The sequence below is a fragment of the Actinomadura sp. genome, from assembly GCF_044508335.1.
Classification (GTDB): domain Bacteria; phylum Actinomycetota; class Actinomycetes; order Streptosporangiales; family Streptosporangiaceae; genus Spirillospora.
The window spans coordinates 1-18234 of the sequence record NZ_JBIQHY010000055.1 but is presented as its reverse complement, the minus strand read 5'-3'; the positions used below and the strand labels follow the sequence as shown (position 1 = coordinate 18234).

General features: G+C 70.8%; 17 protein-coding genes and 1 tRNA gene. 2 read left to right on the top strand and 16 right to left on the bottom strand.

Translation table 11 applies throughout. The features are described from left to right. The first annotated feature begins 336 nt into the window (after positions 1-336). Positions 337-768: a hypothetical protein gene (locus ACIWVC_RS19435; protein WP_396449335.1), complete on the top strand. Its 432-nt coding sequence runs from the start codon at positions 337-339 to the stop codon at positions 766-768. Positions 769-857: 89 nt separating this feature from the next. Here the strand turns inward: ACIWVC_RS19435 and ACIWVC_RS19430 are convergent, their stop codons facing one another. From ACIWVC_RS19430 to ACIWVC_RS19370, 13 genes are all read right to left on the bottom strand, one after another. Next, positions 858-1745, bottom strand: a complete 888-nt coding sequence (locus ACIWVC_RS19430) for an L-threonylcarbamoyladenylate synthase (protein ID WP_396449334.1) — start codon at positions 1743-1745, stop codon at positions 858-860. 92 nt (positions 1746-1837) lie between these two features. Next, positions 1838-2701: a peptide chain release factor N(5)-glutamine methyltransferase gene (gene prmC, locus ACIWVC_RS19425; protein WP_396449333.1), complete on the bottom strand. Its 864-nt coding sequence runs from the start codon at positions 2699-2701 to the stop codon at positions 1838-1840. Then, positions 2698-3762: a peptide chain release factor 1 gene (gene prfA, locus ACIWVC_RS19420; protein ID WP_396449332.1), complete on the bottom strand. Its 1065-nt coding sequence runs from the start codon at positions 3760-3762 to the stop codon at positions 2698-2700. Before prfA ends, prmC begins: the two co-directional genes overlap by 4 nt. Positions 3763-3879: 117 nt before the next feature. Further along, a complete protein-coding gene (gene rpmE / locus ACIWVC_RS19415) occupies positions 3880-4098 on the bottom strand; it encodes a 50S ribosomal protein L31 (RefSeq protein ID WP_396449331.1) in 219 nt (72 codons plus the stop codon). Positions 4099-4272: 174 nt separating this feature from the next. After that, positions 4273-4926 carry a response regulator gene (locus ACIWVC_RS19410; protein WP_396449330.1) on the bottom strand — a complete coding sequence of 218 codons (654 nt, stop codon included), beginning with the start codon at positions 4924-4926 and terminating at the stop codon, positions 4273-4275. Between the two features lie 77 nt (positions 4927-5003). Continuing rightward, complete coding sequence (locus ACIWVC_RS19405; RefSeq protein WP_396449329.1) at positions 5004-6407, bottom strand: sensor histidine kinase; 1404 nt, start codon at positions 6405-6407, stop codon at positions 5004-5006. 260 nt (positions 6408-6667) lie between these two features. Continuing rightward, positions 6668-8695, bottom strand: a complete 2028-nt coding sequence (rho, locus tag ACIWVC_RS19400) for a transcription termination factor Rho (RefSeq protein ID WP_396449328.1) — start codon at positions 8693-8695, stop codon at positions 6668-6670. Positions 8696-9151: 456 nt separating this feature from the next. Beyond that, positions 9152-10099, bottom strand: a complete 948-nt coding sequence (gene thrB / locus ACIWVC_RS19395; protein WP_396449327.1) for a homoserine kinase — start codon at positions 10097-10099, stop codon at positions 9152-9154. Next, positions 10096-11163: a threonine synthase gene (thrC, locus tag ACIWVC_RS19390; protein WP_396449326.1), complete on the bottom strand. Its 1068-nt coding sequence runs from the start codon at positions 11161-11163 to the stop codon at positions 10096-10098. The genes thrB and thrC overlap by 4 nt, the downstream gene beginning before the upstream one ends. 79 nt (positions 11164-11242) lie before the next feature. Then, positions 11243-12547 carry a homoserine dehydrogenase gene (locus ACIWVC_RS19385; RefSeq protein ID WP_396449325.1) on the bottom strand — a complete coding sequence of 435 codons (1305 nt, stop codon included), beginning with the start codon at positions 12545-12547 and terminating at the stop codon, positions 11243-11245. Further along, complete coding sequence (gene lysA, locus ACIWVC_RS19380) at positions 12544-13935, bottom strand: diaminopimelate decarboxylase (RefSeq protein ID WP_396449324.1); 1392 nt, start codon at positions 13933-13935, stop codon at positions 12544-12546. Before lysA ends, ACIWVC_RS19385 begins: the two co-directional genes overlap by 4 nt. Beyond that, positions 13932-14588, bottom strand: a complete 657-nt coding sequence (locus ACIWVC_RS19375) for a DALR anticodon-binding domain-containing protein (protein WP_396449323.1) — start codon at positions 14586-14588, stop codon at positions 13932-13934. Before ACIWVC_RS19375 ends, lysA begins: the two co-directional genes overlap by 4 nt. Before the next feature lie 36 nt (positions 14589-14624). Beyond that, positions 14625-14987 (bottom strand): response regulator transcription factor, encoded by a 363-nt coding sequence (locus tag ACIWVC_RS19370; RefSeq protein WP_396449358.1) that lies wholly within the window; start codon positions 14985-14987, stop codon positions 14625-14627. Between the two features lie 127 nt (positions 14988-15114). Here ACIWVC_RS19370 and ACIWVC_RS19365 point away from each other — a divergent pair. Next, positions 15115-15186: transfer RNA gene (locus ACIWVC_RS19365), tRNA-Arg, on the top strand. Positions 15187-15368: 182 nt separating this feature from the next. Here ACIWVC_RS19365 and ACIWVC_RS19360 read toward each other — a convergent pair. From ACIWVC_RS19360 to ACIWVC_RS19350, 3 genes are all read right to left on the bottom strand, one after another. Next, positions 15369-16256, bottom strand: a complete 888-nt coding sequence (locus ACIWVC_RS19360) for an exodeoxyribonuclease VII large subunit (RefSeq protein WP_185758935.1) — start codon at positions 16254-16256, stop codon at positions 15369-15371. Between the two features lie 319 nt (positions 16257-16575). After that, positions 16576-17943, bottom strand: coding sequence for a site-specific integrase (locus ACIWVC_RS19355; RefSeq protein WP_141972509.1), 1368 nt, complete (start codon positions 17941-17943; stop codon positions 16576-16578). Further along, on the bottom strand, positions 17940-18134 hold the full coding sequence (locus tag ACIWVC_RS19350; RefSeq protein WP_141972511.1) for an AlpA family transcriptional regulator: 195 nt from the start codon (positions 18132-18134) through the stop codon (positions 17940-17942). The genes ACIWVC_RS19355 and ACIWVC_RS19350 overlap by 4 nt, the downstream gene beginning before the upstream one ends. Between the last annotated feature and the right edge of the window lie 100 nt (positions 18135-18234).

Genomic DNA, 18234 nt, shown 5'->3' with positions numbered 1-18234 from the left:
CGGGCTCGACGGGGTGCGCGGGACCGGCGGCGTGCGCGGGCAGCACGAGCACGAGGATCGGCAGCAGGAGGCCCGCGAGGATCGCGGGCCCCTGGACACGGCCACGCACGCCAGGCATGGTTCCACTAGTTGCCATGATCGTGTCGGCGTAACGTTCCGGCGGCCGTGCGAACCCGGTCCTGGACCCTTGGACGCGCCCGGACCCCGATCGGTTCGCGGTACCGCGAACATCGTCCATCCCTGGTCAGCCTGTAAGCCCACCATAAGGGTGACCATGCGGGCACTGCTAAGTTATCGGCTGCTAACCCCCCAAAACACACGAGCCTGGAGGGACCTATGCGGCGAATCGCTGCAGTAGCCCTGGCCGCCGGCACCGTGATGGCCGGCATGGCCGTCGCGGGCGCCCCCGCCGAAGCCGCGGCCGCCAAGAGCTGGAAGCCCTACAACTCCTACAGCGGCATCGACGCGTGGGGCACCTACACCCGCAGCGGCGGCAAGACCTACGTGAAGGGCTACCTCCGCGACACCAAGAAGAACGGCTGGACCGCCTGCGTCCGGTTCCTGTTCACCGAGGGCAAGAAGCAGTACTGGTCGCGCTTCAAGATCATCGGCGTGACCTCGGGCGGCACGAAGTACAACTTCGACGGCAAGGCGACCGTCAAGATCAGCGTGAGCTCCAGCTACAGCAGCCACCTGTGGGTGCAGGAGTGCGGCCGGAACAAGAAGACCGGCAAGTACTACTACGGCAAGGGCAAGAAGCTCTTCTGAGCCACGGAGTAACGCCTGTCGACACAGGCCCCGCCCGGCCCGGCGGGGCCTTTGCGCCGTCCGGCGGCGGGCGCGGCCCCGCCCGCGGGTCAGCTCGCCTGATCGTTCTCCTGCCGAGAGGGCTTGGCGGCGGGCTTGGCGGCGGACCCGGCAGGCTCGGCGGGCTCGGCGGCGGGCTCGGCGGGCTCGGTGGCAGGCTCGGCGGGCTCGGCCGACTCGGCGGCGGGCTCGGGGAGGTCGGCGGCGGGCTCAGCGGGGGCTGCGGGGGCCTCAGCAGGCTCTTCCTGCGCTTCCGCGGGCGCGTCCTTGGTAAGGGAGGGCTTGGACGGTGCGGGCGCAGAGGCGGGTTCTGCGGGCTCGTCCTCGTCGGTCAGCAGGACGCCCACCACGGACCGCAGCTTGTCCAGCGGGATGGCCCCTTCGCGGAGGACGCGCGGGACGGGGCCGGTGAGGTCGAGGATCGTGGACGGGTCGGCGTGCCCCGACACGCCGCCGTCCAGGTAGACCGAGACCGAGTCGCCGAGCATCTTCTCGGCCTCGTCGGCACTGCGGGCCGGCGGCTGCCCGCTCAGGTTCGCGCTGCTCACCGCCAGCGGGCCGGTCTCCTTGAGGACCTCCACCGCCAGCTCGTGCATCGGCATGCGGACCGCGACGGTGCCCTTGGTCTCGCCGAGGTCCCAGATGAGGTTGGGGTTGGCGCGGCAGACGAGGGTGAGCGCGCCCGGCCAGAACTCGTCGATGAGGTCCTGCCCGTAGGTGCCGAGGTCCTCCACGAGGGCCGTCGCGGCCCGCACGGACCCGACGAGCACCGGCGGGGGCATCTCCCGGCCGCGGCCCTTGGCCTCCAGCAGGGCCGCCACGGCGGGCGCCACGAACGCGTCCGCGCCCACCCCGTACACGGTGTCGGTCGGCAGGACGATCAGCTCGCCGCGCCGCACGGCCGACACGGCCTCGGCGATCCCGCGAGTGCGCTCCATCGGTTCAGAGCAGTCATAACGTCGGCTCACGGTCGCCCGTCTTCCCATCTGCGCGGCGCTCATCGATCTCGGCACCGACCAGGATAGCGGGGCTAATCCGCGGCGAGCCGGGCCGTCACGAAGCGGTCCCGGTCGGTGAGGTCGCGGCGGTTGCGCACGTCCCGCCAGCCGTTCTCCTCGGCGAAGATCCAGTAGACGCCGTTGCCCTGCAGGTCGCTGTGCTCGACGGCCGCGTAGCCGCCGGGGCGGAGCAGGCGGCGCGCGGTGCGCTCGATGACGCGGATCGCGTCCAGGCCGTCCTCGCCGCCGCCCCACAGCGCGTCGGCCGGGTCGTGGTCGCGGACGTCCGGCGGGACGTGCTCCCACTCGCTCATCGGGATGTACGGAGGGTTGCTGACGACCAGGTCGACGGTGCCGTTCAGCTCGGGGAGGGCGGTGGCGAAGTCGTCCAGGTGGAGGCGGACGCGGCCGCGCTCGTCCAGCTCCTCGACGTTGCGGGTCGCGTGCACGAAGGCCGTCGGGTCCTTCTCGACGGCGTGGACGCGGGCGCGCGGGGCCTCCAGGGCGATCGAGAGGGCGATCGCGGCGGAGCCGGTGCCGAGGTCGACGACGAGCGGGTCGCGGACGTCCATGTCGCGGAGGGTCTCCAGCGCCCAGCCGGCCATCACCTCGGTCTCGGGGCGCGGCACGAACACGCCGGGCCCGACCTTCAGTTCGAGGTAGCGGAAGTAGGCGCGTCCGGTGATGTGCTGCAGGGGCTCGCCCGCCTCGCGCCGGGCGACGTACTCCCAGAAGCGGGCGTCGAACGCGCTGTCGGGGACGCAGTGCAGCTCCGAGCGGCGCACCTGGTGCACGGCCGCCGCCAGCTCCTCGGCGTCGGCGCGCGGCGAGGCGGCGCCCGCGTCGGCGAGGCGGGCGGTGGCCCTGGCGATCTCGTCGAGCAGCAGGTTTCTCATGATTTCTGGGCTTCGGCCAGGCGCCGCTCCATGTCCGCGTCGACGAGCGCCTGCGTGACGTTGTGGAGGTCCCCGTCCAGCACCTGGTCAAGGTTGTAGGCCTTGTAGCCGACCCGGTGGTCGGAGATCCGGTTCTCCGGATAGTTGTAGGTGCGGACGCGCTCGGAGCGGTCGACCGTGCGGACCTGGCTCTTGCGCTCGGCGGCCGCGGCGGCGTCGGCCTCCTCCTGCGCCATCGCCAGCAGCCGGGACCGCAGGATGCGGAGCGCCTGCTCCTTGTTCTGGAGCTGGCTCTTCTCGTTCTGGCACGAGACGACGACGCCGGTCGGCAGGTGCGTGATGCGGACCGCGGAGTCGGTGGTGTTGACGCTCTGCCCGCCCGGACCGGACGAGCGGTACACGTCGATGCGCAGGTCGTTGGGGTCGATGTGGACGTCGACGTCCTCGGCCTCGGGGGTGACGAGGACGCCGACCGCGCTGGTGTGGATGCGCCCCTGCGACTCGGTCGCGGGCACCCGCTGCACGCGGTGCACGCCGCCCTCCCACTTCAGCCGCGTCCAGACGCCTTCTTCGGCGCCGCCCTTGGCCTTCACCGCGACCGTGACGTCCTTGTAGCCGCCGAGGTCGGACGGGTGGGAGTCGATGATCTCGGTCTTCCAGCCGACGCGCTCGGCGTACCGGAGGTACATGCGCAGCAGGTCGCCCGCGAACAGCGCGGACTCCTCGCCGCCCTCCCCGGCCTTCACCTGGAGGATGACGTCCTTGGAGTCGTTGGGGTCGCGCGGGACGAGCAGGCGGCGCAGCCGCTCCTCCAGCTCCGCGCGGCGCTTCTCCAGGTCGTCGGCCTCGGCGGCGAACGCCGCGTCCTCGCCGGCCAGCTCCCGGGCGGCGGCCAGGTCGTCCTCGGTGGACGCCAGCTCCCGGTGCGTCTCGACGATGGGCCGCAGCTCCGCGTAGCGCTTGCCGAGCTTGCGCGCCAGCGCCTGGTCGGCATGGACGGACGGGTCGGCGAGCCGTTCCTCGATGCTCGCGTACTCACTGATCAGATCGTCGAGATTCACGCTGTGTCCTGCCCCGTCCGGGCCCGGAGACGGCGGCCGTCCCCGGTTGCCGACTTCGAACGGCCCGGGGACCTCGAGTGTCCCCGGGCCGTTCCTGGCATGTGTGCGGCGCTCGCCCTACTTGCCGGCCTTCTTCTTGCCGAAGCGCTGCTCGAAGCGCGCCACCCGGCCACCGGTGTCGAGGATCTTCTGCTTGCCCGTGTAGAACGGGTGGCAGTTCGAGCAGACGTCCGCGTGGATCACGCCGTTCTCGGCGGTGCTGCGGGTCTCGAAGGTGTTGCCGCACGTACACGTCACGGTCGTGACGACGTACTTCGGGTGGATGTCGGGCTTCATCGGTTCTCCTCGCCTAGGGCGGTCGCCGGGCGCCTCCGCGCGCCCACGGTGAAGCCCATGGGAGATGTGGGAAGCGTGAACCGGTACCGCAGCGGTTGCACCTCAAGTGTGCCAGATACCTGAACGTGGCGAGGTCACCGGTCATTCCCGATCTTGGACGGCGGCCGCCGGACGTCACCCGCCGGTGCGCCCCAGGTACGCCAGCACCGCCATCACGCGGCGGTGGCCGCCCTGCGCGGGCTGCAGGCCGAGCTTCATGAAGATGTTGGAGATGTGCTTCTCCACGGCGCCCTCGGTGACCACGAGGTCCTCCGCGATCGCCCCGTTGGAGCGCCCCTGCGCCATCAGCCCGAGCACCTCGCGCTCGCGCGGCGTCAGCGACTCCAGCGGGTCGCCGGTGCGGCGCCGGCCGAGCAGCTGGCCGATCACCTCCGGGTCGATGACCGTCCCGCCGGCCGCGATGCGGCGGACCGCGTCGATGAACTCGGCGACGTCCGACACCCGCTCCTTCAGCAGGTAGCCGACGCCCTCCGCGCCGCCGCCGAGCAGATCCGTCGCGTACCGCTCCTCCACGTACTGCGACAGGACGAGGATCGGCGTGCCCGGCCGCCGCTCCCGCACCGCGAGCGCCGCGCGCAGCCCCTCGTCGGTGAACGAGGGCGGCATCCGGACGTCCACGATGGCGAGGTCGGGGGCGTGCTCCTCGACGGTGCCGAGCAGGCCCGGCCCGTCCCCGACCGTGGCGACCGTGTCGATCCCGGCGTCGGCGAGCAGCCGGACGAGCCCTTCGCGCAGCAGCACCGAGTCCTCGGCGATCACAACCCGCATCCACCCATTATGTTGGGCGCCGCCGCGCCGCGCGCCGCCGTGCGGCGCGCGGTCGCGCCGGGCGGCGGTGGCGCCGGTCACCAGGTGCAGGGCAGGTCCGCGCGGATGATGGTGGGGCCGCCGGGCGGGCTGTCCACGATCAGCATCCCGTCGATCGTCGCGGCCCGGTCGGCGAGGCCGGCGAGGCCGCCCTCGGGCCGGGCGACGGCGCCGCCCACCCCGTTGTCGATCACCTCGACGACGACCCAGCCGTCCTCGCGCGCCACCCGGACCGACACCTGCGTGGCGCGGGCGTACTTCGCGACGTTCGCCAGCGACTCGGCGACGATGAAGTACGCGATGCTCTCCACCGCCGCCGGGGGCCGCTCCGGCAGGTCGACGGTCACCTCGACGGGCACGGGCGCGCGGGCGGCGAGGCCCGACAGCGCCGGGTCCAGGCCGCGGTCGGTGAGGATCGCCGGGTAGATCCCGCGGGCCAGGTCGCGCAGCTCGGAGATCGCCTCCTTGGTGCCGGCGTGGGCCTGCTCGATCAGCGCCCGCGCGCCCTCCGGGTCCTCGTCGAGCTTGGCGCGGGCGCGGCCGATGTCCATCGCCACGGCCAGCAGCCGCTGCTGCGCGCCGTCGTGCAGGTCCCGCTCGATGCGGCGCCGCTCGAACTCGGCGGCGTCCACCCCGCGGGCGCGGCTGGCGCGCAGGTGCTCGGTGCGCCTGCGCAGCTCCACGTTCTCGGCCTGCGCGGGGCTCGGCCCGAGCAGCAGCGCGGCGAGGAAGGCGTGGCCGATCGCCATCGCCCGCGTCGTGTACATCGCGACGGCGAGGAACACCGCGCCTAGGGCCATCACCGGGACGGCCTCCAGCGGGTTGCCCGCCCAGTACGACACGAACGCGAAGTTGATCTCGGCGCCGCCGTTCACCGCGACGATCAGGGGCAGGAACAGCGTCATGGCCGTCGCCCCCCACACCACCGTCGAGACGACGAACTCGGCCACCGACACCGGGAACAGGACCATGAGGTAGACGAGGTCCTTCCAGGTGGCCGCGTCCACCGCCATGGTCTTGAGCTTGGCCAGCGGGTTGCCGCCCCCGGGCAGCGGCCGGTAGGGGCTCGGCACGCCGACGCCGAACGCCGCCCGGACGAGCAGCCGCTCCAGCATTGCCCCGAACCGCCACGCGATCATCAGCAGCGCCAGCAGCGGCAGCCCCACCCAGATGATCAGCAGCGCGACGGACAGCGACAGCCCGACGGCGAGCACGATGAACCAGCCGAGCCCGAACGCCATGCTGGCGGCCAGGTAGAGCGCGGAACGCCAGGTCACCGACGACCGCACCATCTCGAGCGGCGCCCAGGAGCCGTTCAGGACCGACGGCGCGTCCCCGCCGCCGCGCGTCGCCGCGGCCCACCGCGCCGCGGCCCACCCGACGGCGCCGCCGCCCGTGCCGGATTCTCTGGTCAGCTCGCCCACATCGTCCTCCGTGCCCATTCCAACCTACGGTCCCAGCGTGCCGAGCCGGAGGGCCGGGCACCATGGCGCGGACCGCCGAATGGGGAGTGGGGCTAACCCCACCATGAGCATCGGCCTCGCCCGCGATGCCGGCCGAGCGGGCACGCGAGGTCGCCCTCCCGGAGGCTCCGGGGGGCAGCGGACACGAGAACGCCCCCGCCCGGGTGACCCGGAAGGGGGCGTCCACGTTCGTGCCTCAGCACACGGTGTGCCGGTTCGCGTACGTCAAGCCGCGCGCGTCAGCGGTCGTCGGAGACCGTGGTCTTCTGCACCTGGAGCAGGAACTCGGCGTTGGACTTGGTCTCCTTCATCTTCTCGATGAGCAGCTCCAGCGCCTGCTGCGTGTCGAGGGCGTGCAGCACCCGGCGCAGCTGCCAGACGACCCGCAGCTCCTCCGGAGCCATGAGGATCTCCTCCTTGCGGGTGGACGACTGGTCGACGTCCACCGCGGGGAAGATCCGCTTGTCCGCGAGCGACCGGTTGAGCTTCAGCTCCATGTTGCCGGTGCCCTTGAACTCCTCGAAGATGACCTCGTCCATGCGGGACCCGGTCTCCACCAGGGCGGTGGCGAGGATCGTCAGCGAGCCGCCGTTCTCGATGTTGCGCGCCGCGCCGAAGAACCGCTTCGGCGGGTACAGCGCGGTCGAGTCGACACCGCCGGACAGGATCCGGCCGGACGCCGGCGCCGCCAGGTTGTAGGCCCGGCCCAGGCGGGTGATCGAGTCGAGCAGCACGACGACGTCGTGGCCCAGCTCGACGAGCCGCTTGGCGCGCTCGATCGCCAGCTCCGCGACCGTGGTGTGGTCCTCGGCGGGGCGGTCGAAGGTCGAGTGGATGACCTCGCCCTTCACCGTCCGCTGCATGTCGGTGACCTCTTCCGGACGCTCGTCCACCAGGACGACCATCAGGTGGCACTCCGGGTTGTTCTTGGTGATCGCATTGGCGATCGCCTGGAGCACCATGGTCTTGCCGGCCTTGGGCGGCGACACGATCAGGCCGCGCTGCCCCTTGCCGATCGGCGACACCAGGTCGATGATCCGCGTCGTCAGGATGCCGGGGTCGGTCTCCAGCCGCAGCCGCTCCTGCGGGTACAGCGGGGTCAGCTTGGTGAAGTCGACGCGGGACTTGGCCTGCTCCGGCTCCATCCCGTTGACGGTGTCGAGGCGGACCAGCGCGTTGAACTTCTCGCGCCGCTCGCCCTCGCGCGCCTGCCGGACCGCGCCGGTGATGACGTCGCCCTTGCGGAGGCCGTTCTTGCGGACCTGCGCCAGCGACACGTACACGTCGTTCGGGCCGGGCAGGTAGCCGGTCGTCCGGACGAAGGCGTAGTTGTCGAGGATGTCGAGGATGCCCGCGACCGGGATGAGGACGTCGTCCTCGGTGATCACCGGCTCCTCGTAGCGGTCGCGGCCGCGGCCCCGGTTGCGCTCGCGGAACCGGCGCCCGCGGCGGCCCCGGCCGCCGCCCTCGTCGTCGTCGTGCTGGCCGCCGCCCTGGTTCTGGCCGCCGCGCTGGCGGCCGCCGCCCTGGTCGTTGCGGTCGTTGCGGTCGCGGCCCTCGCCGCGCTCCCGGCCGCCGCGCTGCCGCTGGCGTCCGCCGCCCTCGCGGCCCTGCTCGCGGCCGCCGTCGCGGCCGCCGCCCTGGGACTCGCCGTCCTCGCCGTTCTGGTCGCGGCCCTGCTCACGGCCCTGCTCACGGCCCTGCCGCTCGCCGCGTCCCTCGCCGGCCCCCCGGTCCTGCCTGTCGCCGCGCTGGCGGCCGCCCTGCCGGTCCGCCCGCTCGGCCTTGTCCTGCCTGTCGGCCTTCTCCGCCTTCTCGGCGCCGTTCTTCTCGGCGCCGTTCTTCTCGGCGCCGCCGCCGGCCTGCTTCTCGGCGGCCCTGTCGGCCTGCCCGCCGGCCTGCTCGGCGGCTTCGGCGATGGTGACCTGGTCGTCGGAGACCTCGCGCTTGGCGGCCGCGGTGCGGGTGCGCCGGGGGCGCTCGGTCTTCGCCGGAGCAGCGGCTCCCTGCTCGCCCCCCGCCGAGCCCTGCTCCTGGCCGCCGCCCTGCTTCTCCTGGATGGCGGCGATGAGCTGGCTCTTGCGCATCCCGGTCACGCCGGTGATGCCGAGGCTGGACGCGAGCGCCTTGAGCTCGGGCAGCACCATGGCCGAGAGGCCGGTGCCCGACCGGCGGCGCCGGGGGGTGGCGGGCTCCGCGCCGGCCTGGGCGGCGTCGGCGGGCTCCGTGCTGGGTGCGTCCGTAAGGAGTTCGCTGGATTCGCTCACTAAGGGTCCTTCCCAGGGAGCGGGCGTTGGCCGGCGTTCGGCCAGTCGACCCGGTGGTGCGGCCCGGCGGGGGCGCCGGGACGGGCTCCGCTGATCACGATGGAACCGGGATCTGCGTGTTCTGGGCACAGCCAGATGGTGGACGGGACGTTCCGCTCGTGCGTATCCCCGGTACCGCTTCGTCCGAAGTTGTTTCGCTGGTATGCCTGACAACGGGATGTCACGGTGTCGGGGAGCCTAGTACGCGGGACCGACACGACCGGAGGGCCGAACAGGCGACGCGCGGCTGACGAGCACGCTGCCCCGAACGGGGCATCTGGTGCGGCATTCAGCCTAACATCACCAGGGCACACTGCTATTCCCCAGAGGTCGATGTCTTCGCATTTTACCTAGCGGGATCCGGCCGCGGCCGGGGCCGGCCGGAGCGCCGCGGCGACCCCGCCCACGGTGCCGCGATCAAGCCCGGACCTCGGGTTCTCCGGTCATGACGCGTGCGCCGCGGGTCGCGACGTCCAACGGGTGTATGTGCCACCCTTTACCCACTTCGGGGACCACTGAATCAACTCGTGATGCGTTTGTGAAGGCCAGGACAGTCGGGCCCGCCCCGGAAATCACCGCCGGCACGCCGACGTCGCGCAGCGCCTTGACGAGCGCGGCGGACTCGGGCATGGCGGGCGCCCGGTAGTCCTGGTGGAGCCGGTCCTCCGTCGCGTCCAGCAGCACGTCCGCGGGCAGCCCGGCGGTGAGCGCCGCGATGAGCAGCGCGGCGCGCCCGGCGTTGGCCGCGGCGTCCGCGTGCGGGACGGTCGCGGGCAGCAGGCCGCGGGCCCGCTCGGTCGCCAGCCGGTGCTCCGGGACGAACGCGGTGACCTGCGCGACCCGCGACTCCAGCCGGACGAGGCGGGGGCCGCCCGGCCCCGTCCAGGCGACGGTCAGGCCGCCCGCGAGGCACGGCGCGACGTTGTCGGGGTGGCCCTCGATCTCGGTGGCGAGGCGCAGCGCGGCGTCGTCGTCCAGCAGCTTCCCGGCGGGGTGCAGCGCGCGGGCCGCGACGATCGCGGCGACGATCGCGGCGGACGACGAGCCGAGGCCGCGGCTGTGCGGGATCCGGTTGCGGCAGCGCAGCCGGATGCCGGGCGGCCGGGCGGGGCCGGATCCGGCCAGGTCATCGAGGACGCCGAAGGTGCGGCGGAGCACCTTCACGATCAGGTGGCGCTCCCCCCGCTCGGCGACCTCGGCGCCCTCGCCGTCCACCTCGATGGACACCCCGCCGCCGGTCACCTCGACTTCGACGTCGTCGTGGAGGGTCAGCGCGAGGCCGAGCGAGTCGAAGCCAGGGCCCAGGTTGGCGCTCGTGGCGGGGGTCCGCACCAGCACCGGGCCTTCGGTCCAGCCCACGCTCACGCGAGGCCGAGTTCGGAGGCGGCGGCGTGCGCGTCCACCTTGATGGTGGTGGGCGCGGGGGCGCCGGAGATGGCCCAGTCCGGGTCTTTCAGGCCGTTGCCGGTGACCGTGCACACGACCTTCGAGCCCGGTGGGACGGCGCCCTGCTCGCTCGCCTGCAGCAGCCCGGCGACGCTCGCCGCGGAGGCGGGCTCGACGAAGACGCCCTCCTCCCGCGCGAGGAGGCGGTAGGCGGCGAGGATCTGCCGGTCGGTGACGGAGTCGATCGCGCCGCCGGACTCGTCCCGCGCCGCGGCGGCCAGGTCCCAGGAGGCGGGGTTGCCGATCCGGATCGCGGTCGCGATCGTCTGCGGCTTCAGCACGGGCTCGCCCTTCACGAACGGCGCCGCGCCGCTGGCCTGGAAGCCCAGCATTCGCGGGGTCTTCGACGCCTCCTTGTCGGCGGCGTACTCCTTGTACCCCATCCAGTACGCGGAGATGTTCCCGGCGTTCCCGACGGGCAGGCAGTGGACGTCGGGCGCGTCGCCGAGCGCGTCCACGATCTCGAACGCCGCCGTCTTCTGCCCCTGCAGCCGGTACTTGTTGACCGAGTTGACCAGCGCGACCGGGTAGTCGACCGACAGTTTCCGGGCCAGTTCCAGGCAGTCGTCGAAGTTGCCGTCCACCTGCAGCAGCCGCGCGCCGTGCACCAGCGCCTGCGCCAGCTTGCCCATCGCGATCTTGCCGTTGGGGACGAGGACCGCGCAGGTCATCCCGGCCCGCACCGCGTAGGCGGCGGCGGACGCCGAGGTGTTGCCGGTGGACGCGCAGATCACCGCCTTCGCGCCGTCCTCGGCGGCCTTGCTGATCGCCACCGTCATGCCGCGGTCCTTGAACGAGCCGGTCGGGTTGGCCCCCTCGACCTTGAGGTGCACGTCGCAGCCGGTCAGCTGGGACAGATGGTGGGCGGGCACCAGCGGGGTTCGGCCCTCCAGCAGGGTGACGACCGGTGTCCTGTCCGTCACCGGAAGCCGGTCGCGGTACTCCTCGATGAGGCCGCGCCACGCGCGGGCGTTCGGATTCACGTCGGTCTCCTGGAATGACCTGGGATGTTGCCCGGAGTCTACCGGGACGGGCCCCGCCGTCTCGATGCGCGGGCGGGGCCTACTCGTCGCCCTCGACGCGCATCACGCTCGTCACCGCCCGCACGATCTCCAGCCCGCGCAGGCCCTCCACCGTCGCGGTGAGCGCGGCGTCCGGCGCCCGGTGCGTCACGACGACGAGCTGCGCCTCCTCGCCCAGCCCGACCTGCCGGACGGCCTGTATCGACACCCCGTGCCTGGCGAACTCCTCGGCGACCGTGGCGAGGACGCCGGCCTGGTCGGTCACGTCCACCTGGATGTAGTAGCGCGTGACGGTCTCCCCCATCGGCAGGACGGGGAGTTTCGCGTACGTGACCTCGACGGGACCCGGGGTGCCGCCGGCCACGTTCCGCGCGACCGCGACCAGGTCGCCCAGGATGGCGGACGCCGTGGGGGCGCCCCCCGCCCCGGCGCCGTAGAACATGAGCGAGCCCGCGGACTCCGCCTCGACGAAGACCGCGTTGTACGCCTCGCGGACGCTCGCCAGCGGATGCGACCTCGGGATCATCGCCGGATACACGCGGACGGACACGCCGCGGCCGTTCCGCCCGTCCTCCGAGGGGATGCGCTCGCAGATGGCCAGCAGCTTGACGACGCAGTCCATCCCCTGGGCGCCGGCCACGTCCGCGGCGCTGACCTCGGTGATGCCCTCGCGATGGACGTCCGCCGCCGTGACGGGCGTGTGGAAGGCGAGCTGCGCCAGGATCGCCGCCTTGGCCGCCGCGTCGAAGCCCTCCACGTCGGCCGTCGGGTCGGCCTCCGCGTAGCCGAGCGCCTGCGCCTCCTCCAGCGCGTCGTTGAAGCCCGCGCCGTGCGCGTCCATCTTGTCGAGGATGTAGTTCGTGGTGCCGTTCACGATGCCGAGCACCCGGTGCACGTGGTCGCCGACCAGCGAATCCCTGAGCGGCCGCAGCAGCGGGATCGCGCCCGCGACGGACGCCTCGTAGTAGAGGTCGGCGCCGTACTCGCGGGCCGCCGCGAACAGCGTCGCGCCGTCCTCGGCGAGCAGCGCCTTGTTCGCCGTGATCACCGACTTGCCGGACTTCATCGCCTCCAGCATCAGCGTCCGGGCCGGCTCGATGCCGCCGATGACCTCGATGACGATGTCGACGTCGTCCCTGGTGACCAGGCCCTGCGCGTCCGTCGTCAGCAGTTCCCCGGGCACGCCCTCGCGCACCCGGTCCGGCCTGCGGACGGCGATCCCGGCCAGTTCCAGCGGCGCCCCGACGCGCGCGGCCAGGTCGTCGGCCTGCTCGTTCAGCAGCCGGACGACCTCCGTGCCGACCACGCCGCAACCGAGCAGCGCCACGCGCAGTCCGGGTTTCACGCTTCGACCTCCGCATCGAGCCGCAGCAGGTCGGCCGCGTCCTCCCGGCGGACGATCACGCGCGACCTGCCGTCCCTCACCGCCACCACGGCGGGCTTCGGGACGTAGTTGTAGTTGCTGGCCATCGACCGACAGTACGCACCGGTCGCCGCCACCGCCACCAGGTCCCCCGCCGCAAGATCTTCGGGGAACCACAGGTCCCGCACCACAATGTCGCCGCTTTCGCAGTGCTTGCCGACAAGCCTACTGAGCATGGGCGATGCGTCGGACGACCTGCTCGCGAGCACGCCGGTGTACTCGGCGCCGTACAGCGCGGTGCGCAGGTTGTCGCTCATGCCGCCGTCCACGGAGACGTAGGTGCGCAGGCCCTCGACGTCCTTGACCGTCCCGACCTCGTACAGCGTGACGCCGCCCGGGCCGATGATCGCCCGCCCCGGCTCCACGGTCAGCCGCGGCATGGCCAGGTCGTACGCCCTGCACTCGCGGGCCACGATGTCCCTGAGCCCGTCCGCGATCGCCTTGGGGTCGTGCGGCTCCTCCCCCGGCACGTACGCGATCCCGTAGCCGCCGCCCAGGTCGAGCTCCGGGAGCTCGATGCCGTGCTCGTCCCGGATCGCCACCAGCAGCTCCGCGAGCCGGTGCGCGGCGACCTCGAACCCGTCCACGTCGAAGATCTGCGACCCGATGTGGCTGTGCAGCCCGACCAGTTCGAGCTGCTTGAGCTCCAGGACCCTCCGCACCGCCTCCAGGGCCGCCCCGGAGTTGCGCGAGAACCCGAACTTCTGGTCGTCATGGGCGGTCGCGATGAACTCATGGGTGTGCGCCTCGACGCCCGTGGTGACGCGCACCATCACCTTGGGCCGGACACCCTTCTCCTGGGCGATGTAGGCCACCCGGGCGATCTCCTCGAACGAATCGAGCACGATCCGTCCGACCCCGACCTCAAGGGCCTTCTCGATCTCCCAGGACGCCTTGTTGCTCCCATGCAGCGTGATGCGCTCCGTGGGGAAGCCCGCCGCCAACGCCACGGCGAGCTCACCCCCGCTGCACACGTCCAGCCCGAGGCCCTCTTCGTTGAGCCACCTGGCGACGGCAGTACATAGAAAGGCCTTGCCCGCGTAGTGGACGTCCCCGTCGTGGAACGCCGTCACGTACTCCCTCGCCCGGCTCCGGACGTCCTCCTCGTCATAGACGTACAGGGGCGTCCCGTACTCCTTGGCGAGGTCCCTGACGTCGACGCCGCCGACGGTCAGGACACCGTCCTCCCGCCGGGCACTGCGCGGCCACACGGCGGGCTCCAGGGCATTGAGGTCCTCCGCCGGCCCGACGGGATGGTCCTCGGGAAGGACGTCGGCGTGCCGCGGCCCAGCAGGGTGTACTCGACTCATATTCGCTCTCTAGGGATTTCACCGATCATGTTCAGCCCGTTGCCGAGGACGACCTTGACCGCCCGCGCCAGGTCGACCCGTCCCGGAACGGGCTCCTCGTCGCCCTTCGGGACCGCGGGGCACGTCTCGTGCACGTCGTGGTACGCCCAGGCCACTCTCTCCAAACACAACATCAGCGGCCTGGCATCCCGTTCCCACTCCGCCTGTTTCGCGCGCCCCGGCACGTCCCCCATCGCCCACACGAGCTCAGCCTCGAGATCGCCCGCCTGGAGACGCCCGTCCCCGCGCGCCCACCGCCCCGCCCAGCAGGCCCGCGCATAGGCGTAACGCACCGCGAACCCGGGGTTCTCGAACGTCCGAGGCCACTCGTCCCACGTCATGGACGGCACCCGGGCGACCCCGTACCGGGGATCGCGCAGAATCCCCTCGACCAGCTCCTGGACCCCGATCACGACCCGCACGAAACCGGGCCCGGAGACATCCCCCCCGACCCGCCGCGCGATCACCTCGGGATCGACCCCGAGCCTCAGCGCCACCGGACTCTCGAAGACCCCGCGCCCCCGCCCGAAGACCACGACGCTTTCCGGCACCGGGACGTCGATCTCCCCCTCGGCCACGGCGTCCCGCACCGCGCCCACGAGGGCATCGCTCACACCGGCTGGAGTCACCCTGGTGAGACTATCCGACCACTATTTGGACACGGCAGCGAGTTTCCGCACCGTCTGGATCAGCTGGTTCGGGTCGAACGGCTTGGTCACGTACGCGTCCACACCGATCTCGTGCCCCCGCCGCACATCGTGCTCCTGCGCCCTGGCCGTGATCATCACGACCCTGATGTGCGCGGTGCCGGGGTCCTCCCGGAGCTTCACCGCGGTGACCCACCCGTCCAGCCTGGGCATCATCACGTCCAGCGTGATCACGTCCGGCCGGACCTCGCCGACCCTCTCCAGGCAGTCCTGACCGTCCACCGCGGTCTCCACCTCGAACCCCTCCAGTTGCAGGTTCACGGCGATGAGCTGGCGGATCACCTCGTCATCATCGACGACCAGCACGCGTCCCAGTGGCTCGGTCACGGCTCGAAGTTAGCCCACTCCCACCCCCGGACGCACGGCGAAATCCCAGGTGCGCGTCACCCCGCCAACCCTGGTAACCTTCTACCGCGCCACCAGAGGGCGCAGGGCCCCCTTAGCTCAGGGGATAGAGCAACGGCCTCCGGAGCCGTGTGCGCAGGTTCGAATCCTGCAGGGGGCACCCCAAAACGATCAGCCGGTTCCCGCACTTGACCAGCGGAAACCGGCTCTTCTCGTTCCTGGCCCATGTGACACCAGATGCCACCCCATGCCGCCGTATGCCACGGCTCGCGTGCCATATGTGTTCCAGCGTCGCGGCGCCACCGCACCCGCCGAAGAGCGGCTATCGGGAGGCCGGAGCGGTCACGCAGCCGGGTCATCCATCCACGCCCACGGCAGGTTCTCATGACCATGCCACCGGGCCCAGGCGTCGTCGAGTTCTCGTCTGGCCATGCGGCCCTGGTTGTAGAGAGCGATAGGGAGCCCTTCCGCCGGCGCGCGCCGGGCGTCCTCCATGTATCGAGCCAGGTTTGCCAGAGCAGCTCCCGCTCTGGACGGAGTGGGCCAGGCGTAGTCCGCCATGCGATCGGCTTTGGTGACGTCCCGTTCGTGGCCGACGCCGGTGATGACTGCAAGCCCTTGAGCTTGGACGTTCGCGATGGCTTCGAGCACGTCAGGATCATTCAGCGGCGCTTGCCAACTTCTAACGGGCCACTGTCCGGCCGGATGGTTGCCTCCACCCCTGGTGATAAGGATTCCGCCCCACTCACGAGGATTCTTGGCCGCCTCGCCCATGAAGTAGATTAGACGGCGAGCGGTGCCAGCCTCTTCCGAGCGAATCGCGTAACGGTGATCCAAGGTAGCCACCTCGTGCAAGTGGCCAAGATCGCGCCAGCCTGCGCTGCCCTTAGAAGCCGTCAATACCATTAGAGGCTTCTCAAGGTCTGGAATAGGCCAGCGCTTAGAAAATTCGGTTTCTTGAAACAAAGGATCAGCACGTTTCTGGATAGCCGCGTGAAGTCGGCCGTCTTCATAAGTGCCAATGATCGTTTGCACGAGCGGCAGGGAGGGCACTTGCGGTTTTTCGAAGAAGGTAACAGTTCGGGGTGGCGCTCCGGCTGCCGCATCGACGAGGTGTGCATCCCACCATTCACCGAACGGGCCAGGCTGCAGCGTGGCTATGTGCCCATCCACGCGGACAACCCAGCTTGGCGGAGTCTCGGACGTGAGGTCCCATGCCAGGCAGAACATGCCCGGGTCCATCCAGCTCTGTTCTACAGAAGCATGATGGAGACGCCAGTGAGTCGCGGCAGGCCCGGCACCAGCTCGGTTGGCTTCACTGCAACAGTGCTCGACGCCTGCCCGACAAGAGGTAGGGGATTCTGGATGCTCAGTCCGCACGCGTTCCATAGTGCGCTAACACACACGTCCTGCGCATCTCAGACACCTATCCAAATGGGGAGTTTTATATTTCCCTCTAGGGCGACTCAAAACCACCTTACAGACAGGCCAATAAAGGGAGGACCCCGGAGTTGCCCAGGGTCCTCCCATTGGGAAGCCCGTCGATGATCTAGCCACCGAGGGCATCGTCCATAAGGCCTTCCCACACGCGGTCTTGCCCTGCGATGACCTTGGCATAGATCTTCAGCAGGACCTCAACGCTGTGTCCGGCCCACTCGGCGACCTGCGTCGGTGGAACGCCAGCGTTGAGCCGCAGGGAGACGCCAGCGTGCCGGAGATCGTACGGACGCCGAGCCAAGTCCGACGCCTCCTCGGCGGGCGTCAGAGCGAACGTGCGCGCCTTGTGCCAGGTGCGCCCGTAGCCGGACGGGAGAAGCACTCCCCCGTGCTCTGTGCGGAACAGACGGCCGTCTGGGGCGACGCCGAACCGGTTAATGTGCTCGCGCAGAATCCTGACGAGTTCCGGCGGGATCGGTACGGGCCGCTTGGCCTTGCGGTTGCGACCTTTCAGCCCGCGGTCGTCGTGGTATTCGCCGGAATCCGTCCACTCGGTTCCGGCCGATGGCCGTGAGCTACCGAGCATCAGGCGGCCCCACCCTGTCGAGGGAAGGTCGCAGTCGACATCCTGGAGTGAGACGGCCTCGCCGGGTCGCATCATGGCGTAGTAGAGGCACGCGAAGAACGCCACCATCCGCGGGCCCCTCCGAGGTCCGGCGTAGCTGACGGCAGTCAGCAGTTCGGACATCTGACGGGGCGACGGAACGACCGCTGGGTCCACCTCCTCCCACACTTCGTCATCCTGCGTCGGTTTCCAGTCGAGACCGTCTATGGGGTTGACTGCGAGCCGTTTCCGCTGGACGGCGTATTTGAGCACGTTGTAGAGAACCCGGCGACGCCGTGTGTAGTAGCTCGGCGCGGCCGGCGTACCGTCCAGCCTGCGAGCGCAGGCGTCTAGGACGTTCGTGATTACCTCGAACTCGGTGAGATCGGCGAGCGGAACGCTGGTCTTTGCCACCCAGGTGATAGCGGCGGCCACCTCGGCGGGGCGCTCGGCATCACGCCGAGCCTTGTTGAACTCCCACCGGCGGAGTGCCATGCGCAGCGTTTCCGGGTCGGGCGCTCCCTTGCGCTTGGCCGTGAGAGCGACCGTCACGGCGGTCAGCGTCTCGGCGATCGATATGCGTTGTTTCGCTGACACCTTGTCCCACCGGTCATCGACGTAGTCCCGTGCGTGCTGGAACCAGCTCACGGAGAGTGCGGCACGGACCATGGACTCGGGAAGGCCGGTCTCGACGTCGAATGCCTCGCCTCGCCGGGCGGCCTGGATGAGTTCCGCCTTGAAGCTGTCGGCCAGTTCCCGAGTGGTGAACGGTCGCGACTGAACTTTCCCGCCTATTACCCAGCGCAAGACGTACGGCCGTTGCCTGCCTCTCCTTACTGTGACGTTCCAGAATCGGACGTCGTAACTCTTGTTCACGCAGCCCTCTCTTCAAGGCTGGAGAGCCAGTTCTCGAAGTCCACTCGTCGTATCCGAAGCTTGCGGTTCGGCAGGACGGTGCAGGGCGGCGTCTTGCCGAGGGCGCGCCAGCGTTGCCACGTGCGCCGAGTGATGCCGAGCTCGTCGAGGATTTCGGGGACCGTGATCCAGGTGCTTGACCGCTTGGTCATGGGGGCTTCCACCTCAATCAGTGCGGACGTGATCGGTCGGGCAGAGGTCGCCGGCGGCGTGCTTGGTGGTCTGTGCGCCGGTGACGGTGCGTTAGGAGAG

What these genes read in the sequence shown, in the direction of transcription:
- lysA (WP_396449324.1), bottom strand. Translation starts at nt 13,935, where the DNA reads ATGAGTCGAGTACACCCTGCTGGGCCGCGGCACGCCGACGTCCTTCCC.
- ACIWVC_RS19435 (WP_396449335.1), top strand. Translation starts at nt 337, where the DNA reads ATGCGGCGAATCGCTGCAGTAGCCCTGGCCGCCGGCACCGTGATGGCC.
- ACIWVC_RS19410 (WP_396449330.1), bottom strand. Translation starts at nt 4,926, where the DNA reads ATGCGGGTTGTGATCGCCGAGGACTCGGTGCTGCTGCGCGAAGGGCTC.
- rpmE (WP_396449331.1), bottom strand. Translation starts at nt 4,098, where the DNA reads ATGAAGCCCGACATCCACCCGAAGTACGTCGTCACGACCGTGACGTGT.
- ACIWVC_RS19430 (WP_396449334.1), bottom strand. Translation starts at nt 1,745, where the DNA reads ATGGAGCGCACTCGCGGGATCGCCGAGGCCGTGTCGGCCGTGCGGCGC.
- ACIWVC_RS19360 (WP_185758935.1), bottom strand. Translation starts at nt 16,256, where the DNA reads ATGTTCTGCCTGGCATGGGACCTCACGTCCGAGACTCCGCCAAGCTGG.
- ACIWVC_RS19405 (WP_396449329.1), bottom strand. Translation starts at nt 6,407, where the DNA reads ATGGGCACGGAGGACGATGTGGGCGAGCTGACCAGAGAATCCGGCACG.
- ACIWVC_RS19350 (WP_141972511.1), bottom strand. Translation starts at nt 18,134, where the DNA reads ATGACCAAGCGGTCAAGCACCTGGATCACGGTCCCCGAAATCCTCGAC.
- prmC (WP_396449333.1), bottom strand. Translation starts at nt 2,701, where the DNA reads ATGAGAAACCTGCTGCTCGACGAGATCGCCAGGGCCACCGCCCGCCTC.